Origin of the sequence: Parageobacillus thermantarcticus, assembly GCF_900111865.1 — a bacterium.
Classification (GTDB): Bacteria; Bacillota; Bacilli; order Bacillales; family Anoxybacillaceae; genus Parageobacillus; species Parageobacillus thermantarcticus.
This window is the reverse complement of record NZ_FOJS01000004.1, coordinates 14,679-38,256: the sequence shown is the minus strand read 5'-3', so window position 1 is coordinate 38,256 and position 23,578 is coordinate 14,679. Positions and strand designations below refer to the sequence as shown.

Sequence of the window (23,578 nt, the reverse complement as noted above, 5' to 3'; positions counted from 1 at the left end):
TCTAAAATTGGACCAGCGTGAAAGGCAGGAGACGTTTTTGGGCAACAATGATACAATAGATGCGGGATAGAGGGGGATTTTTTCGAGTGCCCCCTCTTTCTTATGGGCATAATGACAATAAAACAAACACGGAGGAAAACGAAATGAAAGAAGTGGTTTTATCATTAGTAACAGGCATCGTAGTCGGCTTTTTATTTACGCTGTTTCGTTTGCCAATTCCCGCTCCACCAGCTTTAGCGGGCATCGCCGGCATCGTTGGGGTATACTTAGGAATGAAAGTGTTTGAATGGGTAAGTTATTTTTGGAAATAACACATGTTGAGGGCAGTGCTCTCAACATGTGTTTTTAGAATCAAACGCTACAGCCATGCGGAAAGGATGGACGATAGCGATTCTTTGCCGCGCTGCCATAATGTCCGCTTTTGCCAAAAGTCGAGCGTCATCTGTTCCGAGCGGGCGAGATCGCGCTGGATCGCTTTTTTTACTTGCTGAACGAAGGCGCGATCATAAACGTAACAATTCATTTCGCTATTTAAAAACATGCTTCGTTTATCAAAGTTCGCTGTACCGATATCACAACATTTGTCGTCAATCACCATCGTTTTGGCGTGATAAAACCCTTGATAAAACCGATAAATATGCGCTCCGGACTTTAAAAGACGGTAAAAATACGGATACGCGGCTTCTTTAACGAACGGGTGATCGGCTTTTAGCGGCACGAGAATTGTTACCTTTACTCCGCGGGAGAGCGCTTCAAGCAGCGCGTTCATTACGGCGCGGCTAGGGATAAAATACGGGCTGCCGATGACGATTTCTTTGCTTGCTTGGCGGATGAAATGAATGAATTGTTGTTCTAACGAATGGCCGTTCGTGGCAACAAGTTGGTGAGCAACCGTTCCTTTCTGGAGAGGAGGAAAATATTGGTGTTCGACGATGGACGTTTTCGTCGCTTCTTCCCAATCGCGGCAAAACTGTGTTTGTAAATCATAAACCCCTTCTCCGACTATTTTTAAATGGTAATCGCGCCACTGACCGAAATTTGGATCTTGACTGACATATTCTTTTCCGATGTTGAAGCCGCCGATATACCCAACCTTTCCATCAATAACGGTAATTTTTCGGTGATTGCGCCGGTTTAGCTGGTAAAAGAAAAACGGGAAACGCGGCTTATATGCATACGCAAATTCTACACCGCTTTCTTTTAAGGAGCGAATCAGCTTTTTTGGCAGCCCGAAGCTGCCGACCCAATCAACGAGAAGGCGAACGCGGACACCTTCCTCTGCTTTTTGTTTTAACAATTGGAAAAATTGCTGGCTAATTTTATCCGTCTTGACGATGTAAAACAAAATATGGATATGATGTGTTGCTTTGTGGATTTCGGCAAAATAATCGGTGAATAGTTGCGTTCCGTCGATGAAAAAAGAAAAATCGCTTTGCCGCTCTTGATACACGATTTTTGCTTTTTTCTTTTTGTAAAAGCGTTCTCCGAGCTTGTCATCGAAATAAATGAACGCTAATATAATAACAATAGCGAAAAATACGGTCATTTCGTCCCCTCCTGAATTACATCGTTATTTATTAATGTTGCCCGTTGTCGTAAAAAATAGCAGGCAACTTGCGAAAAACGTTATTGACTGAATGTTCATTCATTATGTAAAATAAACGCAAGGTTATAATTCTGAAAATTTATTTTGTTATTAATATTTTTTGGGGCGGCATCTCATCGATTCAAAGGGGGAAGGAGAGAGCGATATGAATCCGCTGCTAGTCATTAATTTTCTTGCGTTTTTGTTTGTAACCGCTTACGCTGTCTATCTTTTTGCTTATCTAGTCAAAACGCGCGCCGCTTACATCAAACTCGGCAAAAAAGTGGAGTTTGATGGAAAAGTAAAAGAGCGCCTGCAAAAAATTTGGGTGAACGTCTTTGGGCAGAAAAAGCTGTTAAAGGATAAAAAAAGCGGGATCATCCATGTCGTGTTTTTCTACGGGTTTATCCTCGTCCAATTCGGGGCGATCGACTTTATTATTAAAGGCCTCGTTCCGGGAGCCCATCTCCCGTTAGGTCCGCTTTATCCGGGCTTTACGTTTTTCCAAGAGATCGTTACTTTGCTTATCTTGATTGCCGTTTTCGCTGCGTTTTATCGCCGTTATATTGAAAAGCTCGTCCGTTTAAAGCGGGATTTTAAAGCAGGTCTAGTGCTGATTTTTATCGGCGGATTAATGATTTCCGTCTTATTCGGAAACGGGATGAGCATGATTTGGCACGGTGAGGAAGCCTCGTGGAGCGAACCGGTCGCGTCATTCATCGCCGGCGCGTTCCGCTCGGTCGGCGAGACGGGCGCTGCGGTATTGTTCTTTATCGCATGGTGGGTACACTTATTGATTTTGTTGACGTTTTTAGTATATGTGCCGCAATCGAAGCATGCGCATTTAATTGCTGCGCCGATTAATGTCTTTTTCAGCCGCTTGTCCCGGCCGAAGCTATCGAAAATCGATTTTGAAGATGAAACGCAAGAATCGTTTGGCGTCGGCAAAATTGAAGATTTCTCGCAAAAACAGCTCATTGATTTATACGCTTGTGTCGAATGCGGACGATGCACAAGCATGTGCCCGGCGACGGGAACAGGGAAAATGCTGTCGCCGATGGATTTAATTTTAAAATTGCGCGACCATCTTACGGAAAAAGGTGCCGCGATCACTTCCCGCGCCCCTTGGGTGCCGACGTTCGCTTTCAAACATACGAGAGGCAACCAATTGGCGCTTGCCGCCCAAGGCGTGCAAGAGCAAGCAGCGGCGGTGGAAATGCCAAGCTTAATCGGCGATGTGATCACAGAAGAAGAAATTTGGGCGTGCACGACATGCCGCAACTGCGAAGACCAATGTCCGGTGATGAACGAACATGTCGACAAAATTATCGACCTTCGCCGCTATCTTGTCCTTACCGAAGGAAAAATGAATCCAGATGCGCAGCGGGCGATGACCAACATCGAACGCCAAGGAAATCCGTGGGGGTTGAACCGGAAAGAAAAAGAAAACTGGCGCGCACTTCGCGATGATGTGCAGATTCCGACCGTCAAAGAACTGAAAAAAGCCGGCGAGGAATTTGAATATTTATTTTGGGTCGGCTCGATGGGCTCATTTGACAACCGCAGCCAAAAAATCGCGTTGGCGTTTGCGAAATTATTGAACGAGGCGGGCGTGAAATTCGCGATTTTAGGAAATAAAGAGAAAAATTCCGGCGACACGCCGCGCCGTTTAGGAAACGAGTTTTTATTTCAAGAATTAGCAAGCAACAATATTGCAGAATTTGAAAAAGCGGGCGTGAAAAAGATTGTCACGATCGACCCGCACGCGTATAACACGTTTAAAAACGAATACCCTGATTTTGGATTTAAAGCTGAAGTATACCATCATACGGAACTGCTCGCGAAACTGATCGAGGAAGGAAGATTAGTGCCGAAATACGAAGTCAAAGAAAGAGTCACGTTCCATGATTCCTGCTATTTAGGACGCTACAACGACGTGTATGACGCGCCGCGCAAAATTTTGCAGGCGATTCCGGGCGTCGAGCTCGTCGAAATGGAGCGCAACCGCGAACGAGGTATGTGCTGCGGCGCAGGCGGCGGCTTAATGTGGATGGAAGAGACGACCGGCAACCGCATCAACGTGGCCCGCACCGAGCAGGCGCTTGCCGTCAACCCGACGGTCATCAGTTCCGGCTGTCCGTACTGTTTGACGATGCTCACGGACGGCACAAAAGCGAAAGAGGTGGAAGATCGCGTCTCTACTTACGATGTTGCGGAATTGCTCGCCAAATCCGTATTTGGTGAGGAAAAAGATGCCGCTTCATAAAAATTTTGAATATACAATTCTAATTTTTAAAAATATTAGTATAATAGATAGAGAAGGTGTGCCTTCATTCGTGCACCTTCCTTTCACCATCGCATTGAGCGAGCGTTCAGTCTGTATTTTTGTAACCGCTTTCTTATATGAATAGGGAAAACAAAGGGGAGAGGTTTATGGGAAAAACGGTGATTTTAAGCGGGGTTCGCACGCCGTTTGGAAAATTCGGCGGTGCGTTAAAGCCGCTTGCAGCCGCGCAGCTCGGCGGAATTGCGGTGAAAGAAGCGCTTCATCGCGCCGGCGTTAGCGGCGAGCAAGTCGATCAAGTCATTTTAGGAACGGTGCTGCAAGGAGGACAAGGCCAGCTTCCATCCCGCCAAGCGATGCGCTATGCCGGCATTCCGTGGGAAGTGCGGACGGAAACGATTAATAAAGTGTGCGCTTCCGGAATGCGGAGCGTCACCCTTGGCGATCAAATCATTCGCCTTGGAGATGCCGAAGTCGTCGTCGCGGGCGGAATGGAATCGATGAGCAATGCGCCATATATTTTGCCAAATGCGCGTTGGGGATTGCGAATGGGCGATTCTGCCGTAAAAGATTTAATGGTATATGATGGTTTAACATGCAGTTTCACCGGCGTTCATATGGGGGTGTACGGCGGCGAAACGGCGAAAGAATTAGGAATTTCCCGCGAAGAACAAGATGAATGGGCGTACCGCAGCCATCAGCGGGCGATCGCCGCGATGGAAGCCGGATTATTGGCCGAGGAAATCGTGCCGGTGGAAGTGCCGCAGCATAAAGGGGAGCCGCTGTTGGTCGAGCATGACGAAGCGCCGCGGAAGGATACGTCTCTTGAAAAGCTGGCGAAGCTGCCTCCTGTATTTGACCCAGAAGGGACGATAACAGCGGGAAACGCGCCCGGGGTCAACGATGGAGCCGCTGCGCTCGTGTTAATGAGCGAAGAAAGAGCGGCGCGCGAAGGAAGAAAACCGCTCGCGACAATTTTGGCCCATACATCGATTGCCGTTGCCGCAAAAGACTTTCCGAAAACGCCGGGGTTGGTGATCAACGAGCTGCTTCGCAAAACGGGGAAAACGGTCGATGACATCGACTTATTTGAAATTAACGAAGCGTTTGCCGCCGTCGCGCTCGCTAGCATCAAAATCGCCGGCATCGATCCGGAAAAAGTAAACGTCAATGGCGGCGCGGTCGCGTTAGGTCATCCGATCGGCGCGAGCGGCGCGCGCATTATCATTACGTTAATTCATGAATTAAAACGCCGCGGCGGCGGCATTGGGATCGCGGCGATCTGCAGCGGCGGCGGCCAAGGCGATGCCGTTATGGTGCAGGTAGATGCATAATTTCGTTTCGGCTTATGCAAACACAAGAAATCGTTTGCTTATCTTCGTCATTATGATTTGGCGGCAAAAATTTCATAAAGATCAAAGGGGATGTGGATGATGGACGTCAAGACAATCATGGTCGTCGGTGCCGGGCAGATGGGGTCCGGCATCGCCCAAGTATGCGCGATGGCGGGATATGACGTTTTCTTGCATGACATCAGCCAAGCGCAAATCGATAAAGGGCTTGCCAATATCGAAAAATTATTATCCCGTCAAGTAGAAAAAGGAAAAATGACCGATGCGGAAAAAGCGGCGACGTTGTCGCGCCTTACTCCTTCAACCGATTTGCAAAATGCCGCGAAAGCCGATTTAGTCATTGAAGCAGTGGTCGAAAACATGGACGTCAAAACGAATTTGTTTGCCCAGCTGGATGAAATCGCTCCGCCGCACACGATTTTGGCGACAAATACGTCTTCGCTGCCAATTACGGAAATCGCAGCGGCGACGAAGCGGGCGGAAAAAGTGATCGGGATGCACTTTATGAATCCGGTTCCGGTCATGAAGCTCGTTGAAATTATCCGCGGGTTGGCGACCGCCGACGAAGTATATGAAACGATTGAAGCCATCGCTCGCAAGTTAAACAAAGTTCCTGTTGAAGTCAATGACTTTCCGGGCTTTATCTCCAACCGCATCTTGATGCCGATGATCAACGAAGCGATTTACGCGTTATATGAAGGGGTGGCGACGAAAGAAGCGATCGACGAAGTAATGAAGCTCGGCATGAACCATCCGATGGGGCCGCTGACATTAGCTGACTTTATCGGATTGGATACGTGCCTGTACATTATGGAAACGCTTCACGAAGGATTTGGTGACGATAAATACCGTCCATGCCCATTGTTGCGGAAATATGTGAAAGCGGGTTGGCTCGGCCGCAAAACAGGAAGAGGCTTTTACACGTACGAGTAAGCGCAAAGAAGGTGGCATGCATGCAATTGCATTTTACCGAAGAGCAAGAAATGATGCGGAACGTAGTGCGCGAGTTCGCACGAACGGAAATCGCTCCGTTTGTCGAACGCATGGAGCGAGGCGAATTTCCCCGTCCGATTTTAAGCAAAATGGCCGAACTTGGACTGATGGGGATTACCGTTCCGGAGGAGTACGGCGGCGCGGGAATGGACTTTGTTTCTTACATTATCGCCATCCATGAAATTTCGAAAGTAAGCGCGACGGTCGGCGTCATTTTGTCGGTGCATACGTCGGTCGGTACGAACCCAATTTTGTACTTCGGCACAGAAGAACAAAAGAAAAAATACGTCCCGAAATTAGCCAGCGGCGAATATTTAGGGGCGTTTTGCCTCACTGAACCGGGCGCCGGGTCGGATGCGAAAAGTTTAAAAACGAAGGCGGTCCGCCAAGGAGATTGTTACATTTTAAACGGTTCGAAAATATTTATCACCAACGGCGGCGAGGCGGATACGTACATCGTCTTTGCCCGCACCGATCCAAATGAAAAAGGAAGCCGCGGCATTTCCGCGTTTATCGTTGAAAAGGACACGCCGGGATTAATCATCGGTAAAGATGAGAAAAAAATGGGGCTGCACGGGTCGCGGACCGTGCAAATCATGTTTGAAGACGCGAAAGTGCCGGCGGAAAACTTGCTTGGCGAAGAAGGACAAGGGTTTAAAATCGCGATGGCCAACCTTGATAGCGGGCGCATCGGCATCGCTGCGCAGGCGCTTGGCATTGCTGAAGCGGCGTTGGAGCATGCGACCGCTTACGCGAAAGAACGCATTCAGTTCGGCAAACCGATCGCCGAACAGCAAGGAGTCGCCTTTAAGCTTGCCGATATGGCGACGGCGGTTGAAGCGACGAAACTGCTCGTCTATCGCGCCGCGTTTTTGCGGGCGCAAGGCCTGCCATGCGGCAAAGCGGCGGCGATGGCAAAACTGTTCGCTTCCAAGACAGCGATGGAAAACGCCATTGAAGCGGTGCAAATTTTCGGCGGCAACGGCTATACGAAAGACTATCCGGTCGAGCGGTTGTTTCGCGATGCGAAAGTATGTGAAATTTACGAAGGAACAAGCGAAATTCAACGCCTAGTCATTAGCAAATATTTATATCAATAAATGGGGGATAGGGACATGAACTTTCAATTGAGCGAAGAACATGAAATGATACGGAAAATGGTGCGCGAGTTTGCCGAAAAAGAAGTGGCGCCGACTGCGGCTGAACGGGATGAACAAGAACGGTTCGACCGCGAAATTTTTAATAAAATGGCTGAGTTAGGTCTTACCGGTATTCCGTGGCCGGAAGAGTACGGCGGCATCGGCAGCGATTATTTGGCGTATGTCATCGCCATAGAGGAGCTATCGAAAGTATGCGCGTCTACTGGAGTGACGCTTTCCGCGCACATTTCGCTCGCAAGCTGGCCGATCTACAAATTCGGCACGGAAGAGCAAAAGCAAAAATATTTGCGCGCCCTTGCGACGGGAGAAAAACTTGGCGCGTATGGCCTTTCTGAGCCGGGCGCCGGTTCGGACGTCGCCTCGATGAAAACGAGGGCGGTGCGCGACGGCGACTACTACGTCCTAAACGGCTCGAAAGTATGGATCACCAACGGCGGCGAAGCGGAAATTTACGTTGTCTTTGCCGTAACCGATCCAGAAAAGCGCCATAAAGGCATCAGCGCGTTTATCGTCGAAAAAGGCACGCCGGGCTTTTCGTTTGGGAAGAAAGAGAAAAAACTTGGCATTCGTTCCTCGCCGACAACCGAACTTATTTTTGAAGATTGCCGCATTCCGAAAGAAAACTTGCTCGGCCAGGAAGGGGAAGGATTTAAAATCGCGATGATGACGCTTGACGGTGGACGAAATGGAATCGCGGCACAGGCGGTCGGCATCGCGCAAGGAGCGCTGGACGCAGCGATTGAATACGCGAAACAGCGGGTGCAATTTGGCAAGCCGATCGCCGAGCAGCAAGGAGTCGCTTTTAAACTCGCCGATATGGCGACCGCCATCGAAGCAGCGCGCCTGCTGACATATCAAGCGGCATGGCTCGAGACGAACGGCTTGCCGTACGGCAAAGCGTCGGCGATGGCGAAGCTGTTTGCCGGCGATACAGCGATGAAAGTAACGGTCGATGCCGTGCAAATTTTTGGCGGCAACGGCTATACAAAAGATTATCCGGTCGAACGATTTATGCGCGACGCAAAAATTACGCAAATTTACGAAGGGACGCAAGAAATTCAGCGGCTCGTTATTTCGCGAATGCTGACAAGATAGGCATTTCGGGACATTGCAGGTGATTCATTATGAAAAAACGGGAAGTGATCGCATCCGTCAAAGACGAGAAGCTTGTCAAAAAAAGGCGCAACCAAATGATTAAAGGGGCGATTTCGCTTTTCAAACAAAAAGGCTTCCACCAGACGACGACAAGGGAAATCGCGAAAGCTTCCGGATTCAGTATCGGGACGCTGTATGAATACATCCGCAAAAAAGAAGATATCCTTTATCTCGTTTGCGACCGCATTTATGATGAAGTGCGCGAACGGATGGAAAAAGATATCGAAACCCACCACGGCACGATCGAAAGCTTTAAGTTAGCGATCGCCCGCTATTTTAAAGTTATCGACGATTTGCAAGATGAAGTGCTCGTCATGTATCAGGAAGTGAAATCGCTCAGCAAAGAATCGTTGCCATACGTGCTCAACAAGGAAATCCAAATGGTTGCAATGTTTGAAAATATTTTGCAGACATGTGTGGATAACGGCGTATTTCAGCTGACGGAAGAAGAAATCAAGCTGTTCGCCCATGACATTTTCGTGCTGGGACAAATGTGGGCGTTCCGCCGCTGGGCGATAAAAAAATTATATACGCTTGATGAATATATCGAATTGCAGACGGAATTGCTGCTAAAGGGGATTATGAAGAAACGGTCACGATGATGAAAGAGGGAGAAACTTACACAGCTGGAAGAGCGTTTTCTGTTCTGAAGAAACGGTCATCATGACAAAAGGGGGAGGAAAAGATGGCGCACATTTACCGCCCGAAACATCACGTGCGGTTTGTGACGGCGTCAAGCTTGTTTGACGGCCATGACGCGTCGATCAACATCATGCGCCGCATTTTGCAGGCAAGCGGCGCAGAAGTGATTCATCTAGGGCATAACCGTTCTGTCGATGAAATTGTCAATGCCGCCATTCAAGAAGATGTCCAAGGCATTGCCGTATCTTCCTATCAAGGCGGTCATATGGAATTTTTTAAATATATGTACGACCTGCTTCAAGAACGCGGCGCCTCCCACATCCGCATTTTCGGCGGCGGGGGCGGCGTCATTATTCCGCGAGAAATCAAGGAACTGCACGAATATGGAATCGCTCGCATCTTTTCTCCGGAAGACGGCCGCAAGCTTGGGCTGCAAGGCATGATTAACGTTATGCTCGAACAATGCGACTTTCCGACTGTAACGGAAATTACCGATGAATTGGAGCGGTTGCCAAAAGGGGATGTTCAAGCGGTAGCCCGCTTGATCACGCTATGCGAAAACCGCGTCGATGTTGCTCATGAAGCGGCTGCGGCGATGGAGGAGGTGCTTGAAAAAGTACAAGAGATGACAAAACCGGCGCCGGTTATTGGAATTACCGGCACGGGCGGGGCCGGAAAAAGCTCGCTGACTGATGAGTTAGTGCGCCGCTTCTTAAACGAAATTCCGGATATTAAAATCGCGATTTTATCGGTGGACCCGACGAAACAAAAAACAGGCGGCGCGCTTTTAGGTGACCGCATTCGCATGAATTCGATCAACACGCCGCGCGTTTATATGCGCAGCTTGGCGACGCGAAATTCTCGTTCCGAATTGTCGCTTGCGATTAAAGATGCGATCTCGGTCGTCAAAGCGGCGGGCTTTGATTTAATCATCGTCGAAACAAGCGGGATCGGCCAAGGCGATGCGGCGATTGCCGAAATATGCGATATTTCGATGTACGTGATGACAAGTGAATTCGGGGCGCCGACGCAGCTGGAAAAAATCGATATGATTGATTACGCGGATTTAGTCGTCATCAACAAATTTGAACGAAGCGGTTCTGAGGACGCGAAGCGCCAAGTGCAAAAACAATATCAACGCAGCCATCAATTGTTTGATAAAGACCTTTCAGAAATGCCGGTATATGGCACGATTGCAAGCCAATTTAACGATCCGGGGACAAATACGCTATTCGTCGCGTTGGTAGATCTTATCAACAAAAGAGCAGGAACCAATTGGAAAACAAACTTAAAAACGGTATCGAATGTCGAAAAACATAACGTCATTATCCCGAACGAACGCCGCCACTATTTGCGCGAAATCGCCGAAACGGTTCGCAACTATCATCAACGTGTTGAGCGGCAATCGGAGATTGCACGCCGCTTGTTCCAAATCGAAGGAGCGATCGAAGCGGCAAAAGAAAGCGGCGAAAGCGAAAAAGTGGTCGCGGCGCTCGAGGCGCTCAAGCAACATTATGAAAATGAATTAACGCCGGAATCAAAACGAATTCTTGATTCTTGGGAAGATTTGAAGGCAAAATACTCCGCAAAACAATTCGTCACCAAAATTCGCGATAAAGAGATCGTAACAAAATTAACGACAAAAAGCTTATCTGGGCTCGATATTCCGAAAGTGGCGCTGCCGAAATTCAAAGACTACGGCGAAATTTTGCGCTGGGTGTATAAAGAAAACGTTCCGGGTTCATTCCCATATACGGCAGGCGTATTCCCGTTTAAACGGCAAGGAGAAGATCCAAAACGGCAATTTGCCGGCGAAGGAACGCCGGAACGGACGAACCGTCGTTTTCATTATTTATGTAAAGAAGATAAAGCGAAGCGCCTAAGCACCGCGTTTGACTCGGTGACGCTTTACGGTGAAGATCCGGATTACCGTCCAGACATTTTCGGAAAAATCGGGGAAAGCGGCGTCAGCGTCTGCACGCTCGACGATATGAAAAAATTATATAAAGGTTTTGACTTATGCGATCCGCTTACATCTGTATCGATGACGATCAACGGTCCGGCGCCGATTATTTTAGCGATGTTTATGAACACGGCGATCGACCAGCAAGTCGAAAAACGGGAAAAAGAGCTGGGCCGCCCGCTGACGAAAGAAGAATACGAAGAAGTGAAAGCATATACGCTGCAGACGGTGCGCGGTACGGTGCAAGCTGACATTTTAAAAGAAGACCAAGGGCAAAACACGTGCATTTTCTCCACGGAATTCGCGTTAAAAATGATGGGGGACATTCAAGAATACTTTATTAAGCATAAAGTGCGCAACTATTATTCTGTCTCGATATCGGGATATCATATCGCCGAAGCGGGGGCAAATCCGATTACACAGCTGGCGTTTACGCTTGCTAACGGTTTTACGTACGTCGAATATTATTTAAGCCGCGGCATGAAAATCGATGATTTCGCGCCGAACCTTTCGTTCTTTTTCAGCAATGGCTTGGATCCGGAATATTCGGTCATCGGCCGCGTGGCGCGGCGCATTTGGGCGATTGTCATGCGCGAGAAATACGGGGCAAACGAGAGAAGCCAAAAATTAAAGTATCATATTCAAACATCAGGCCGTTCGCTGCACGCTCAAGAAATTGATTTTAACGATATCCGCACGACGCTGCAGGCGCTAATGGCGATTTATGATAACTGTAACTCACTGCATACGAACGCCTACGATGAAGCGATCACTACACCGACCGAAGAGTCGGTCCGTCGAGCGATGGCGATTCAGCTGATCATTACGAAAGAATTTGGTTTGGCGAAAAACGAAAATCCGCTTCAAGGTTCTTTCATTATTGAAGAGTTGACCGATTTAGTCGAAGAAGCGGTGTTGCGGGAATTTGAGCGCCTCAACGACCGCGGCGGCGTGCTCGGCGCGATGGAAATGCAATATCAGCGCGGGAAAATTCAAGACGAATCGCTGTATTATGAAACGAAAAAACATAGCGGTGAGCTTCCAATTATCGGAGTAAACACATTCCTTAACCCGAATCCACCATCTGAAGAAGAGCTGAACAACATGCAGCTGGCGCGCGCGACATATGAAGAAAAAGAATGGCAAATCAAAAACTTGCGCGAATTCCAAGAGAGAAATAAAGATAAAGTTGGCGAAGCGCTAGAGCGCCTGAAACAAGTCGCGATTAGCGGAGGCAATATTTTTGAAGAGTTAATGGAAACCGTCAAAGTCGCTAGCCTCGGACAAATTACGCGCGCTCTCTATGAAGTTGGCGGTCAATATCGCCGTAACATGTAGGTTGGAAAAGGAAATCGCTTGCCGATTTCCTTTTTTCATGGCATATAAAGATATGTGTTATGATATGTATTGCTTTTCTTGACGAAAGGTTTGTTTGCCGGCGAATTTAGATTAAGTCCGAAATTTTGTGTAAAAAGAAACGGCAAAAAGCAGTTTGATTTTCCCAAGACTTAAATTCGCTAGACCAAGAGCAAAATTTTACACAATAATTAGGACTTGACCAACATTTTATACAGAAATCCGCATTTTTTTCCGTAAAGATCTAGCATAAACAACAAGAATTTGTTTATAATGAATGGTATGTATTCATCGCATTCATTTGTCAGTTTATTACATAGAAGGGGAGTGCCGAATTTGAGTTTGCAGCAATACTCTCAAGAGGAATTGCGAGAAATGTCGTTTGTCGAACTCGCTAGTCTCGTTTTATCCGAAAAAAAGGAAGCGTTATCGTTCCAACAGCTTGTTAACGAAGTTGCTGCGCTGATCGGTTTGTCTGAGCAAGAAATTAAAAAGCGTCTTGCTCAATATTATACAGATTTAAATATTGATGGTCGCTTTATTTGCGTCGGGGAGAATGTATGGGGATTGCGCGTTTGGTATCCGTTCGATCAAACGGAAGACGAAACGGTGACGATCACCAAACCGAAGAAGAAGAAAAAAGCGATCGATGATTATGATGACTACGATGACATCGATGATGAAGATATCGATTACGATGATCTTGACGAATACGACGAAGATGAGCTTGATCTCGATGAAGACGAACTTCTTGAAGATGACGAATTTGACCTTGGCGATGAAGCGTTTGATGATGAACTTCTTGGTGACGACGAATTTGACTTAGGGGACGACGAACTGGATGAAGATTTAGATATTGATGATCCAGAAGAAGAGGAATAATATTCTCTTGACTTTATTCATAGAACTATGTAAAATTTTATCTGGGCTCTTGAAAACAGACGATGTAAATATATCGCTCCCTTACATATGCGTAAGTGGAGCGTTTTTTATTTTTGTATTTGGCAAACACTTAAACTGTTAGGGGGGAACGCAAGATGACAAAATATATTTTTGTTACTGGCGGTGTCGTATCATCGTTAGGAAAAGGAATTACGGCGGCGTCGCTGGGGCGGCTGTTAAAAAATCGCGGCTTAAACGTAACGATCCAAAAGTTTGATCCATATATTAATGTTGACCCAGGAACGATGAGCCCATATCAGCACGGAGAGGTGTTTGTTACCGACGATGGCGCGGAAACGGACCTTGATTTAGGTCACTATGAACGCTTTATTGATATTAACTTAAATAAATACAGCAATGTTACGACGGGAAAAATTTATTCTGCTGTTTTGAAAAAAGAGCGCCGCGGCGATTATTTAGGAGGAACGGTGCAAGTTATTCCGCACATTACGAACGAAATTAAAGAACGAGTATTTCGAGCAGGCCGAGAAACAAACGCGGATGTCGTCATTACGGAAATTGGCGGGACGGTCGGTGACATTGAGTCGCTGCCGTTTTTAGAAGCGATTCGCCAAATAAAAAGCGATGTTGGCCGCGACAACGTCATGTACATTCATTGCACGCTCGTTCCGTATATTAAAGCGGCTGGCGAAATGAAAACAAAACCGACGCAGCATAGCGTGAAAGAACTGCGTAGCCTTGGCATTCAACCAAACGTCATCGTCGTTCGCACCGAAATGCCAATATCCCAAGATATGAAAGAAAAAATCGCGCTATTTTGCGACATTGATCCGAAAGCGGTCATTGAAGCGCGCGATGCCGATACGTTATACGCCGTTCCGCTTATGCTGCAAGAGCAAAAATTGGACCAAATCGTTTGCGAACATTTGAAGCTCGATTGTAAAGAAGCGGATATGACGGAATGGAAGGAGCTTGTCGAGAAAGTGCGCAATCTTTCTCAAAAAACAAAAATTGCGCTCGTCGGAAAATACGTGGAATTGCAAGATGCGTACATTTCCGTAGTAGAAGCGCTGCGTCATGCCGGATATGTGTTTGACACCGACATTGATATTAAATGGGTGAACTCCGAGCACGTCAATAAGGAGAACGTTGCCGAACTATTAGGCGACGCGGACGGTATTCTCGTGCCGGGCGGGTTTGGCGACCGCGGTATCGAAGGGAAAATTGAGGCGATTCGTTACGCGCGCGAGCAGAAAGTTCCATTCCTCGGAATTTGTCTCGGAATGCAACTTGCTTCGATTGAGTTTGCCCGCAATGTCGTCGGATTAAAAGAAGCTCATTCCGCGGAATTTGACCCGAATACGCCGCATCCGATCATCGATTTGCTTCCAGAGCAAAAAGATGTCGAAGATTTAGGTGGCACGCTGCGTCTCGGTCTATATCCTTGCAAGCTTCAAGAAGGAACGCTTGCCTATGAAGCGTATCAAGATGAAGTGATTTATGAACGCCATCGCCACCGTTACGAGTTTAACAATCATTATCGCCAAATCATGGAACAGCACGGCTTCGTCTTTTCTGGTACAAGCCCGGACGGCCGCCTTGTCGAAATTATTGAATTAAAAGACCACCCATGGTTCGTCGCCGCCCAATTTCATCCGGAATTTACATCGCGGCCGACAAGACCGCAGCCGTTGTTCCGCGAATTTATTAAAGCGTCATTAAAACAATGATAAGATTTACAAGAGAAAAGGACTATCTTCCGCAACGGTTAGATAGTCCTTTTTTACTACTCGTATTCTTCCAAAATGTCGTAAATGGTCAGCAACAGACAATAATAGGCAAACGAGGCGGTGATCACCGTCGGCATGCCGATGCGGCTGCCGTCGTCTTTTGGAATGATCGGTTTTAGCAATTTGCTGTCAATATGGACATCGACAACGTCGACGAGCGATGGCTGCTCGTCTTTAACGACAGCGGAAATAGCAGCAATTTCAAGCCCTTGTTCTTTTAACCGTTCGGCAAGGCGGATGGCGTCTTGATCGTTGGAAAATCGCGCAATTAATAAAATGCGATCCGTTTCATCGATGTCATTGCGAAGATGGCCATTTTCCATTAAGCGAACCGCTTTCGGCAATTTATCATGCCCATAGAGAGCCTCGATTACCACTGCTTCCATTTCGTGAAATCCATGAAGCAAAATGCGACCGTCCCCGACAATCGCCTGCGCGAGAAGACGTGCACCGTCCTCGAGCGCCATTTCTTCTTCTTCCGCTATTTTTTTCAAATAGCCGATCATTTGCGTCGCAAAAATTTTCACTGTTTCTCCTCCTTCCGTTGCTTATTATAATAAACTGGTTTACCAATTGGAATTTATCCAAATGCAAAAAAAATGGCAGGAAAATAACCGAATGATGCGAAACTAATAACATGGAATAAAAACAAAGGATTGAGGTGTCTATAGATGGGCAACAAAATTTTAATTGTCGATGATCAATACGGCATTCGCATTTTGTTACACGAAGTGTTTCAAAAAGAAGGATATACGACATATCAAGCCGCTAACGGCATGCAAGCGCTGGAAATTGTCCGAAAACATCGCCCTGATTTAGTGTTGCTAGACATGAAAATTCCGGGAATGGATGGAATTGAAATATTAAAACGGTTAAAAGAAATCGATCGAGACATTAAAGTCATTATTATGACTGCTTACGGGGAGCTTGACATGATTCAGGAAACAAAAGAATTAGGCGCGATGATGCATTTTGCAAAACCGTTCGATATCGATGATTTGCGTGCGGCAGTGAAAAAGCTTTTGATTTCGTAGGAAAGTTGTCACGTTTTCCTTGAGTTACAATGTTGCTGTTTTGTTTGTAAGTTGGTATGCTTATAACGTAAGAGTATTTACGCCTTTCATACATATATCGTGCCGGAATGAAGCATAGCTATTTTTAGGAAAGGCGATGACGTTGAAGCATAAGGAGGATTTTACCATGCCTTTAGTATCCATGACGGAAATGCTTAACAAAGCGTTGCGGGAAAAATACGCTGTCGGTCAATTTAACATTAACAACTTAGAATGGACACAGGCGATTTTAGCGGCGGCGGAAGAAGAAAAATCACCTGTCATTCTCGGGGTGTCCGAAGGCGCGGCGCGCTATATGAGCGGCTTTAAAACGGTAGTTAACATGGTCAAAGGATTAATGGAAGATATGAATATTACCGTTCCGGTAGCGATCCATCTTGATCATGGCTCCAGCTTTGAAAAATGTAAAGAAGCGATCGATGCCGGATTTACTTCTGTCATGATTGACGCTTCCCATCATCCGTTCGAGGAAAACGTGAAAATCACCTCGCAAGTAGTGGAGTACGCTCATGCGCGCGGCGTATCGGTAGAGGCGGAATTGGGCACGGTCGGTGGCCAAGAAGATGATGTTATCGGTAAAGGCATTATTTATGCGGATCCGAAAGAATGTGAAGAATTAGTCAAACGGACAGGGATTGACTGTTTAGCGCCTGCGTTAGGTTCTGTGCACGGTCCATACAAAGGGGAACCAAAACTGGGATTTGCGGAAATGGAGCAAATTCGCGACTTGACTGGTGTTCCGCTCGTGCTTCATGGCGGTACAGGCATCCCGACGGAACAAATCCAGCGCGCTATTTCCCTCGGTACATCAAAAATTAACGTCAATACGGAAAACCAAATCGCGTTTACAAAAGTCGTCCGCGAATTGTTGGCGAAAGACGAAAAAGTATACGATCCTCGCAAAATTATCGGTCCTGGCCGCGATGCGATTAAGGCGACGGTGATCGGCAAAATCCGCGAGTTTGGTTCTTCAGGAAAAGCAGCCCAATAACATTTCTTTCATTGGGAAAGGGAAACGTTTGACGAAACGATGCACGTGATGATGCTATCGCGTGTTCCCTTTCCCACCTCATCAACGCTAAGGGGGTATCGCGATGAAATTTTTTATTGATACGGCCAATTTAGAGGAAATTAAAAAAGCGAACGAACTTGGCATTTTAGCCGGTGTGACGACAAATCCAAGCCTTGTTGCGAAAGAAAACGTCCCGTTCCATGATCGTCTTCGCGAAATTACGTCGATTGTTTCCGGATCGGTTAGCGCTGAAGTCATTTCCACCGATGCAGAAGGAATGATTGAAGAAGGCGAAGAACTGGCGAAAATCGCTCCGAACATTACGATTAAAGTGCCGATGACGCCAGAAGGACTTAAAGCGGTGAAAGTATTTACTGAAAAAGGAATTAAAACGAACGTTACATTAGTGTTTACGGCCAACCAAGCGCTATTAGCGGCACGCGCCGGAGCGACGTACGTATCTCCATTTCTTGGCCGCCTCGACGATATCGGTCATAACGGCTTTGAACTCATTTCTACGATCGCCAATATTTTTAATATTCACGGAATTGATACAGAGATTATCGCCGCTTCGATCCGTCATCCGCTCCATGTGACAGAAGCCGCGCTAAGAGGGGCGCATATCGCTACTGTTCCATACAAAGTATTAATGCAGTTGTTTAACCATCCGTTGACGGATCAAGGAATCGAAAAGTTTTTGGCAGACTGGAATCGGCAAAAATAACAGTCAACTTCGCTAAAGAAGGGAGACTATAATGGAAAAAATCAAAATTATCGGCGGCGATCCGTTGCGGGGAACGATAAAGGTAAGCGGTGCGAAAAACAGCGCTGTTGCCCTTATCCCCGCGACCATTCTTGCTGATTCACCAGTTACGATTGAAGGATTGCCGGACATTTCCGACGTGCGGATTTTAGGCGATTTAATTGAGGAGATTGGCGGAACGTTTCATTTCGATGGCAAAAAAGCGGTCATCGACCCGACAAATATGGTGCCAATGCCGATGCCGAACGGAAAAGTAAAAAAATTGCGCGCTTCGTATTATTTAATGGGGGCGATGCTCGGCCGCTTTAAAAAAGCGGTCGTCGGGCTGCCGGGAGGATGCCACCTAGGCCCGCGCCCAATCGACCAGCATATTAAAGGTTTTGAGGCGCTAGGAGCGAAAGTAACGAACGAGCAAGGCGCCATTTATTTGCGCGCAGAAGAATTGCGGGGAGCCCGCATTTTTTTGGATGTCGTAAGCGTGGGAGCGACGATTAACATCATGCTGGCAGCGGTGCGCGCCAAAGGTCGGACGATTATTGAAAACGCTGCAAAAGAGCCGGAAATTATTGACGTGGCGACATTGCTTTCCAATATGGGGGCAAACATTAAAGGTGCCGGAACCGATGTCATTCGCATCGATGGTGTCGAAAAATTATCGGGATGCCGCCATTCGATTATTCCGGACCGCATTGAAGCTGGTACATATATGATTGCCGCAGCGGCGATGGGAAAAGAAGTGGTCATTGATAACGTTATTCCTCAGCACGTCGAATCATTGACAGCGAAATTGCGCGAAATGGGCGTTCATGTGGAAACGAGCGATGATCAAATCCTTGTTTCCAGCGTTCCGGATTTAAAAGCAGTAGATGTGAAAACGCTTGTTTATCCTGGATTTCCAACTGATTTACAGCAACCGTTTACTTCTCTTTTAACAAAAGCGCACGGAACAAGCGTCGTTACCGATACGATTTACAGCGCCCGTTTTAAGCATATCGATGAACTTCGCAGGATGAACGCGAGCATAAAGGTGGAAGGATGTTCCGCCATTGTTACCGGTCCGGTCCAACTGCAAGGTGCAAAAGTAAAAGCGAGCGATTTACGCGCAGGCGCAGCGCTTGTTATTGCCGGTTTAATGGCAGAAGGGCTTACGGAAATTGCGGGAGTCGAGCACATTGACCGCGGATACAGCAACCTTGTTGACAAGTTGGCAGGAATAGGCGCGACGATTTGGCGAGAAAAAATGACGGACGAAGAAATTGAACAAGTCAAAAATGCGTAGTCAACGAAGGGGAGGGGGAGAAGTTCCATGGAAAGAAGTTTATCAATGGAATTAGTTCGCGTCACGGAAGCAGCCGCTCTTGCCGCCGCCAGATGGATGGGGCGGGGCAAAAAGAACGAAGCAGACGATGCGGCAACAACAGCGATGCGCAATGTTTTTGACACGATTCCGATGAAAGGAACGGTCGTCATCGGCGAAGGAGAAATGGACGAAGCGCCGATGTTATATATTGGAGAAAAACTTGGCAACGGTTATGGACCTCGCGTGGATGTTGCGGTAGACCCGCTGGAAGGCACGAATATCGTCGCTTCTGGCGGTTGGAACGCATTGGCAGTCGTCGCCGTGGCCGATCACGGCAATTTGCTTCACGCTCCTGACATGTACATGGACAAAATCGCTGTCGGTCCTGAAGCCGTTGGAATGATTGATATTGAAGCACCGGTGATCGATAATTTGAAAGCGGTCGCCAAAGCGAAAAATAAAGATATTGAAGATGTCGTTGCCGTCGTATTAAACAGACCGCGTCATGAACGGCTCATCGCTGAACTGAGAGAAGCAGGAGCGCGCATCAAGCTGATCAATGACGGCGATGTTGCCGCCGCGATTAATACCGCATTCGACCATACAGGTGTCGATATTTTGTTCGGTTCTGGCGGGGCGCCGGAAGGAGTATTGGCCGCGGTGGCGCTCAAATGTTTAGGCGGAGAAATTCAAGGAAAATTGTTGCCACAAAACGATGAAGAATTAGAACGATGCAAAAAAATGGGGATTGATGTAACGAAAGTACTTCGCATGGAAGATTTGGTGAAAGGCGACGACGCTATTTTCGCGGCAACCGGTGTGACAGACGGGGAATTGCTGCGCGGCGTCCAATTTAAAGGATCGTATGGCAAAACGCACTCCGTCGTGATGCGCGCAAAATCAGGAACCGTCCGCTTTATCGAGGGGCGCCACAGCTTGAAGAAAAAACCGAATTTAGTCATTAAATAAAAGCGAGACTAGCGGGGCGCGAAAGGGAAAACCTGTCGCCCTCGCTTATTTTTATCAGTGAATTGAAAAAACTATTGATTAAAAAACGGCAAAAAGGGTAAAATAGTCATGCTGCATGTGCATAAAATAAGCTCTGCCATTCTACTTCTTTTTCTTTATTTTCAGCCTTCATCGCCTTCTTTTCATCCCGTCCGCTTCATTTTTTCAATTAAATGTTCAAAGGCAATATGGGAGAAAATGAAAAATTGCAAAAGTGTGGTGTCGAAATGGAGTTAACACTGTCTACGTTAGAAAATATGAAACTGAAAGAGCTATATGAGCTCGCTCGCCAATATAAAATTTCCTATTACAGTAAACTCACGAAAAAAGAGCTTATTTTTGCCATCTTGAAAGCGCGTGCGGAACAAGACGGATTGCTGTTTATGGAGGGCGTGCTCGAAATCATTCAATCGGAAGGATTCGGCTTTTTACGCCCGATCAATTATTCCCCGAGTTCTGAAGATATTTATATTTCTGCGTCGCAAATTCGCCGCTTCGATTTGCGAAATGGGGATAAAGTGTCTGGAAAAGTCCGCCCTCCAAAAGAAAACGAACGTTATTTCGGATTGCTTCATGTCGAAGCGGTCAATGGCGAAGACCCGGAAATCGCGAAGGAACGGGTACACTTTCCAGCGTTAACGCCGTTATACCCAAATCGACAAATGAAATTGGAAACAACCCCGGACAAGCTGTCAACGAGAATCATCGACTTGATTGCTCCAGTCGGATTCGGGCAACGCGGGCTGATTGTAGCTCCTCCGAAAGCTGGAAAAACGATGTTATTAAAAGAAATCGCCAACAGCATCACGACAAACCATCCTGAAGTGGAACTTATTGTTCTCCTCATTGACGAACGGCCAGAGGAAGTAACCGACATCGAGCGGTCGGTGAATGGGGATGTCGTCAGTTCGACGTTTGACGAAGTGCCGGAAAATCATATTAAAGTTGCGGAACTAGTGCTAGAAAGAGCGATGCGTCTTGTCGAACATAAACGAGATGTCGTCATTTTGATGGACAGCATCACTCGTTTAGCCCGTGCTTATAACTTGGTCATCCCGCCAAGCGGCCGTACGCTTTCAGGAGGAATTGATCCGGCTGCATTCCATCGTCCGAAACGGTTTTTCGGGGCAGCGCGCAATATTGAAGAAGGCGGCAGCCTCACGATTTTAGCTACTGCTCTTGTCGATACCGGTTCGCGTATGGATGACGTCATATACGAGGAATTTAAAGGAACCGGAAACATGGAACTCCACCTTGACCGGTCGCTGGCGGAGCGACGCATTTTCCCGGCGATCGATATCCGTCGTTCAGGCACGCGCAAAGAAGAATTGCTCATTCCGAAAGAGCATCTGGAAAAATTATGGGCGATTCGCAAAACGATGTCTGATTCCCCTGATTTTATCGAACGATTTTTAAGCAAGCTTCGTCAAACAAAATCGAACGAAGAATTTTTCGCCATGTTGGATGAAGAATGGAAAAATAACGGAATTTTGCGGATTTGACAGAAGATTCGCAAGCCATTCGTACAGGAGCTAGGACGATAGAGAACAAATCGGCAAAAATCACCGGTTGCAAAAGAAAAACAAAGTTGCTATAATTTTAACATGTGTGTTTTGGTAAACGCCAATATATGATAAAAATAAATAATGATATATAAACTCTGTTTCGAAATGATACAGGGCGGAAGGAGATGAAAACAATGAAACCAGGAATTCATCCAGAGTACAAAAAAGTTATCGTGCGTTGCGCATGCGGAAACGAATTCGAAAGCGGTTCTGTAAAAGATGAATTGCGCGTGGAAGTCTGCTCCGAATGCCACCCATTTTATACAGGACGTCAAAAATTTGTTTCTGCTACTGGACGTGTCGATAAATTCAACAAAAAATACGGCTTGAAATAAAAAAAGCGGAAGACGCAAATTCGTCTAAAGGCAGCCGATGTGTCCATAGGTGGACACATCCCGGCGTCTCCGCGACAGGCGCCAATCACGTCCTAGTGAACCACATGGAAAAACAGGCAAGCGGCTGATTACTTGCCTGTTTTTTTATGGGCAAACAAGGCACAATAAACATACATACGCCGGCAGACGAGAACGAAGGGAGAGGCGTTTCATGTACGTTATGAAGCAGTCCGGCTGGCTCGAAGTCATTTGCGGAAGCATGTTTTCCGGAAAGTCAGAAGAATTGATCCGCCGCGTTCGTCGCGCGACGTTTGCAAAACAAGAAGTGAAAGTATTCAAACCGACCATTGATAACCGCTATAGCGAAGAAGCGGTTGTTTCTCACAACGGAAATTCGGTGATCGCCATTCCTGTTTCTTCACCGCAAGAAATTTTTGAACATATTTCCGAGAAAACGGATGTCATCGCCATTGATGAAGTGCAATTTTTTTCCGATGATATTATCGAAGTTGTTCAAACGTTGGCAGACCGCGGTTATCGAGTGGTCGTTGCAGGATTGGATCAAGATTTTCGCGGCGAACCGTTTGGGCCTGTGCCAACATTAATGGCGATTGCCGAATCGGTAACAAAGCTACAAGCGGTTTGCACGGTATGCGGTTCCCCGGCAAGCAGAACGCAGCGTCTCATTAACGGCGTTCCGGCGTCATATTACGATCCTGTTATTTTAGTGGGAGCGAGCGAATCGTATGAGCCGCGCTGCCGCCACCATCACGAAGTTCCTGATAAGCCAACGAAAAATGGACAAACTAACAATCATCTCGCCCGCTGACCAGCAGTTCCCGCCGTTTGTTTTTAGAAATTCGGGAAACGTCTAGCGGCAGGGGGACGGCAAACGGTGAAATTATCACCGTTACGTTGTTTGCTTGTTCAATAAATCCAAGCTGTTTCTTTTTTACTATCCACAAAGTGAAAGGGCTGGAACTCAACTGTTTTTGAGGCCGGTCCTTTTTGTCTTTGCTTACATGTGCCTTCTTCATATGTCTAGATCCCCATCCATATGACTGCAATGTGTCTTTATTCCCAAAGAAAAATAAGTTTACATTTCTTTGTGCCAATTTTTTCATATGGTAAAGATACAAACAAAAATAGCTTGCAAGGGTCCATCCTGCAAGCTTGTTTGATCTTTATAGGCAAAATACAAACAGGCCGATATATTTTTACCGATGATCGGCTGCAACTCTGTTTCAATCCCTCATAGATAAGATATAAACAAGAAAGCTCGTTTTACATTGGAATGGGATGCAGTGGAGTTTCAATTCCTCATAGGTAAGATACAAAC

At 46.8% G+C, this 23,578-nt stretch carries 21 protein-coding genes; 18 read left to right on the top strand and 3 right to left on the bottom strand.

Going from position 1 to position 23,578, the window contains the following annotated elements; genetic code table 11:
* Positions 1–143 precede the first annotated feature (143 nt).
* Positions 144–311 (top strand): XapX domain-containing protein, encoded by a 168-nt coding sequence (locus tag BM278_RS04275; protein WP_090948192.1) that lies wholly within the window; start codon positions 144–146, stop codon positions 309–311.
* 47 nt (positions 312–358) lie between these two features.
* Here the strand turns inward: BM278_RS04275 and cls are convergent, their stop codons facing one another.
* Complete coding sequence (cls, locus tag BM278_RS04270; protein ID WP_090948116.1) at positions 359–1,546, bottom strand: cardiolipin synthase; 1,188 nt, start codon at positions 1,544–1,546, stop codon at positions 359–361.
* A gap of 205 nt (positions 1,547–1,751) precedes the next feature.
* Here cls and BM278_RS04265 point away from each other — a divergent pair, with 205 nt between their 5' ends.
* From BM278_RS04265 to BM278_RS04225, 9 genes are all read left to right on the top strand, one after another.
* Positions 1,752–3,851: a heterodisulfide reductase-related iron-sulfur binding cluster gene (locus tag BM278_RS04265; RefSeq protein WP_090948115.1), complete on the top strand. Its 2,100-nt coding sequence runs from the start codon at positions 1,752–1,754 to the stop codon at positions 3,849–3,851.
* A 167-nt stretch (positions 3,852–4,018) separates the two neighbouring features.
* Positions 4,019–5,203, top strand: a complete 1,185-nt coding sequence (locus BM278_RS04260; RefSeq protein WP_090948114.1) for an acetyl-CoA C-acetyltransferase — start codon at positions 4,019–4,021, stop codon at positions 5,201–5,203.
* A gap of 99 nt (positions 5,204–5,302) precedes the next feature.
* On the top strand, positions 5,303–6,154 hold the full coding sequence (locus BM278_RS04255; protein WP_090948113.1) for a 3-hydroxybutyryl-CoA dehydrogenase: 852 nt from the start codon (positions 5,303–5,305) through the stop codon (positions 6,152–6,154).
* Positions 6,155–6,174: 20 nt separating this feature from the next.
* Positions 6,175–7,314 (top strand): acyl-CoA dehydrogenase, encoded by a 1,140-nt coding sequence (locus BM278_RS04250; protein WP_090948112.1) that lies wholly within the window; start codon positions 6,175–6,177, stop codon positions 7,312–7,314.
* A 15-nt stretch (positions 7,315–7,329) separates the two neighbouring features.
* Positions 7,330–8,469: an acyl-CoA dehydrogenase gene (locus tag BM278_RS04245; protein WP_090948111.1), complete on the top strand. Its 1,140-nt coding sequence runs from the start codon at positions 7,330–7,332 to the stop codon at positions 8,467–8,469.
* A 29-nt stretch (positions 8,470–8,498) separates the two neighbouring features.
* Positions 8,499–9,131 (top strand): TetR/AcrR family transcriptional regulator, encoded by a 633-nt coding sequence (locus BM278_RS04240; protein WP_090948110.1) that lies wholly within the window; start codon positions 8,499–8,501, stop codon positions 9,129–9,131.
* A gap of 83 nt (positions 9,132–9,214) precedes the next feature.
* Complete coding sequence (gene icmF, locus BM278_RS04235) at positions 9,215–12,472, top strand: fused isobutyryl-CoA mutase/GTPase IcmF (protein WP_090948109.1); 3,258 nt, start codon at positions 9,215–9,217, stop codon at positions 12,470–12,472.
* Positions 12,473–12,826: 354 nt separating this feature from the next.
* Entirely contained in the window at positions 12,827–13,372 is a 546-nt protein-coding gene (rpoE, locus tag BM278_RS04230) for a DNA-directed RNA polymerase subunit delta (RefSeq protein WP_208601743.1), read from the top strand.
* Between the two features lie 155 nt (positions 13,373–13,527).
* Positions 13,528–15,123, top strand: a complete 1,596-nt coding sequence (locus BM278_RS04225) for a CTP synthase (RefSeq protein WP_090948107.1) — start codon at positions 13,528–13,530, stop codon at positions 15,121–15,123.
* Between the two features lie 56 nt (positions 15,124–15,179).
* On the opposite strand, the gene BM278_RS04220 is transcribed toward BM278_RS04225, so the two are convergent.
* Positions 15,180–15,710, bottom strand: a complete 531-nt coding sequence (locus BM278_RS04220) for a DUF2529 domain-containing protein (protein ID WP_090948106.1) — start codon at positions 15,708–15,710, stop codon at positions 15,180–15,182.
* A 144-nt stretch (positions 15,711–15,854) separates the two neighbouring features.
* Here BM278_RS04220 and BM278_RS04215 point away from each other — a divergent pair, with 144 nt between their 5' ends.
* The 8 genes from BM278_RS04215 to BM278_RS04180 all read left to right on the top strand — a co-directional run bounded on the left by BM278_RS04215 (position 15,855) and on the right by BM278_RS04180 (position 23,068).
* A complete protein-coding gene (locus BM278_RS04215; protein WP_090948105.1) occupies positions 15,855–16,217 on the top strand; it encodes a response regulator in 363 nt (120 codons plus the stop codon).
* Positions 16,218–16,383: 166 nt separating this feature from the next.
* Positions 16,384–17,247 carry a class II fructose-bisphosphate aldolase gene (locus tag BM278_RS04210; protein ID WP_090948104.1) on the top strand — a complete coding sequence of 288 codons (864 nt, stop codon included), beginning with the start codon at positions 16,384–16,386 and terminating at the stop codon, positions 17,245–17,247.
* A gap of 103 nt (positions 17,248–17,350) precedes the next feature.
* Positions 17,351–17,992 carry a fructose-6-phosphate aldolase gene (fsa, locus tag BM278_RS04205; protein ID WP_064552812.1) on the top strand — a complete coding sequence of 214 codons (642 nt, stop codon included), beginning with the start codon at positions 17,351–17,353 and terminating at the stop codon, positions 17,990–17,992.
* Between the two features lie 31 nt (positions 17,993–18,023).
* On the top strand, positions 18,024–19,310 hold the full coding sequence (locus BM278_RS04200; protein ID WP_090948103.1) for a UDP-N-acetylglucosamine 1-carboxyvinyltransferase: 1,287 nt from the start codon (positions 18,024–18,026) through the stop codon (positions 19,308–19,310).
* A gap of 27 nt (positions 19,311–19,337) precedes the next feature.
* Complete coding sequence (gene glpX / locus BM278_RS04195) at positions 19,338–20,300, top strand: class II fructose-bisphosphatase (RefSeq protein ID WP_090948102.1); 963 nt, start codon at positions 19,338–19,340, stop codon at positions 20,298–20,300.
* A 266-nt stretch (positions 20,301–20,566) separates the two neighbouring features.
* Positions 20,567–21,841, top strand: a complete 1,275-nt coding sequence (gene rho / locus BM278_RS04190; RefSeq protein WP_090948191.1) for a transcription termination factor Rho — start codon at positions 20,567–20,569, stop codon at positions 21,839–21,841.
* 197 nt (positions 21,842–22,038) lie between these two features.
* Positions 22,039–22,239 carry a 50S ribosomal protein L31 gene (gene rpmE, locus BM278_RS04185; protein WP_090948101.1) on the top strand — a complete coding sequence of 67 codons (201 nt, stop codon included), beginning with the start codon at positions 22,039–22,041 and terminating at the stop codon, positions 22,237–22,239.
* 211 nt (positions 22,240–22,450) lie between these two features.
* On the top strand, positions 22,451–23,068 hold the full coding sequence (locus tag BM278_RS04180; RefSeq protein WP_090948100.1) for a thymidine kinase: 618 nt from the start codon (positions 22,451–22,453) through the stop codon (positions 23,066–23,068).
* Here BM278_RS04180 and BM278_RS04175 read toward each other — a convergent pair.
* The gene (locus BM278_RS04175; protein WP_090948099.1) at positions 23,046–23,276 is read right to left on the bottom strand and encodes a hypothetical protein; all 231 of its coding nucleotides are present in this window, start codon (positions 23,274–23,276) and stop codon (positions 23,046–23,048) included. The genes BM278_RS04180 and BM278_RS04175 overlap by 23 nt on opposite strands.
* Positions 23,277–23,578: the final 302 nt, after the last annotated feature.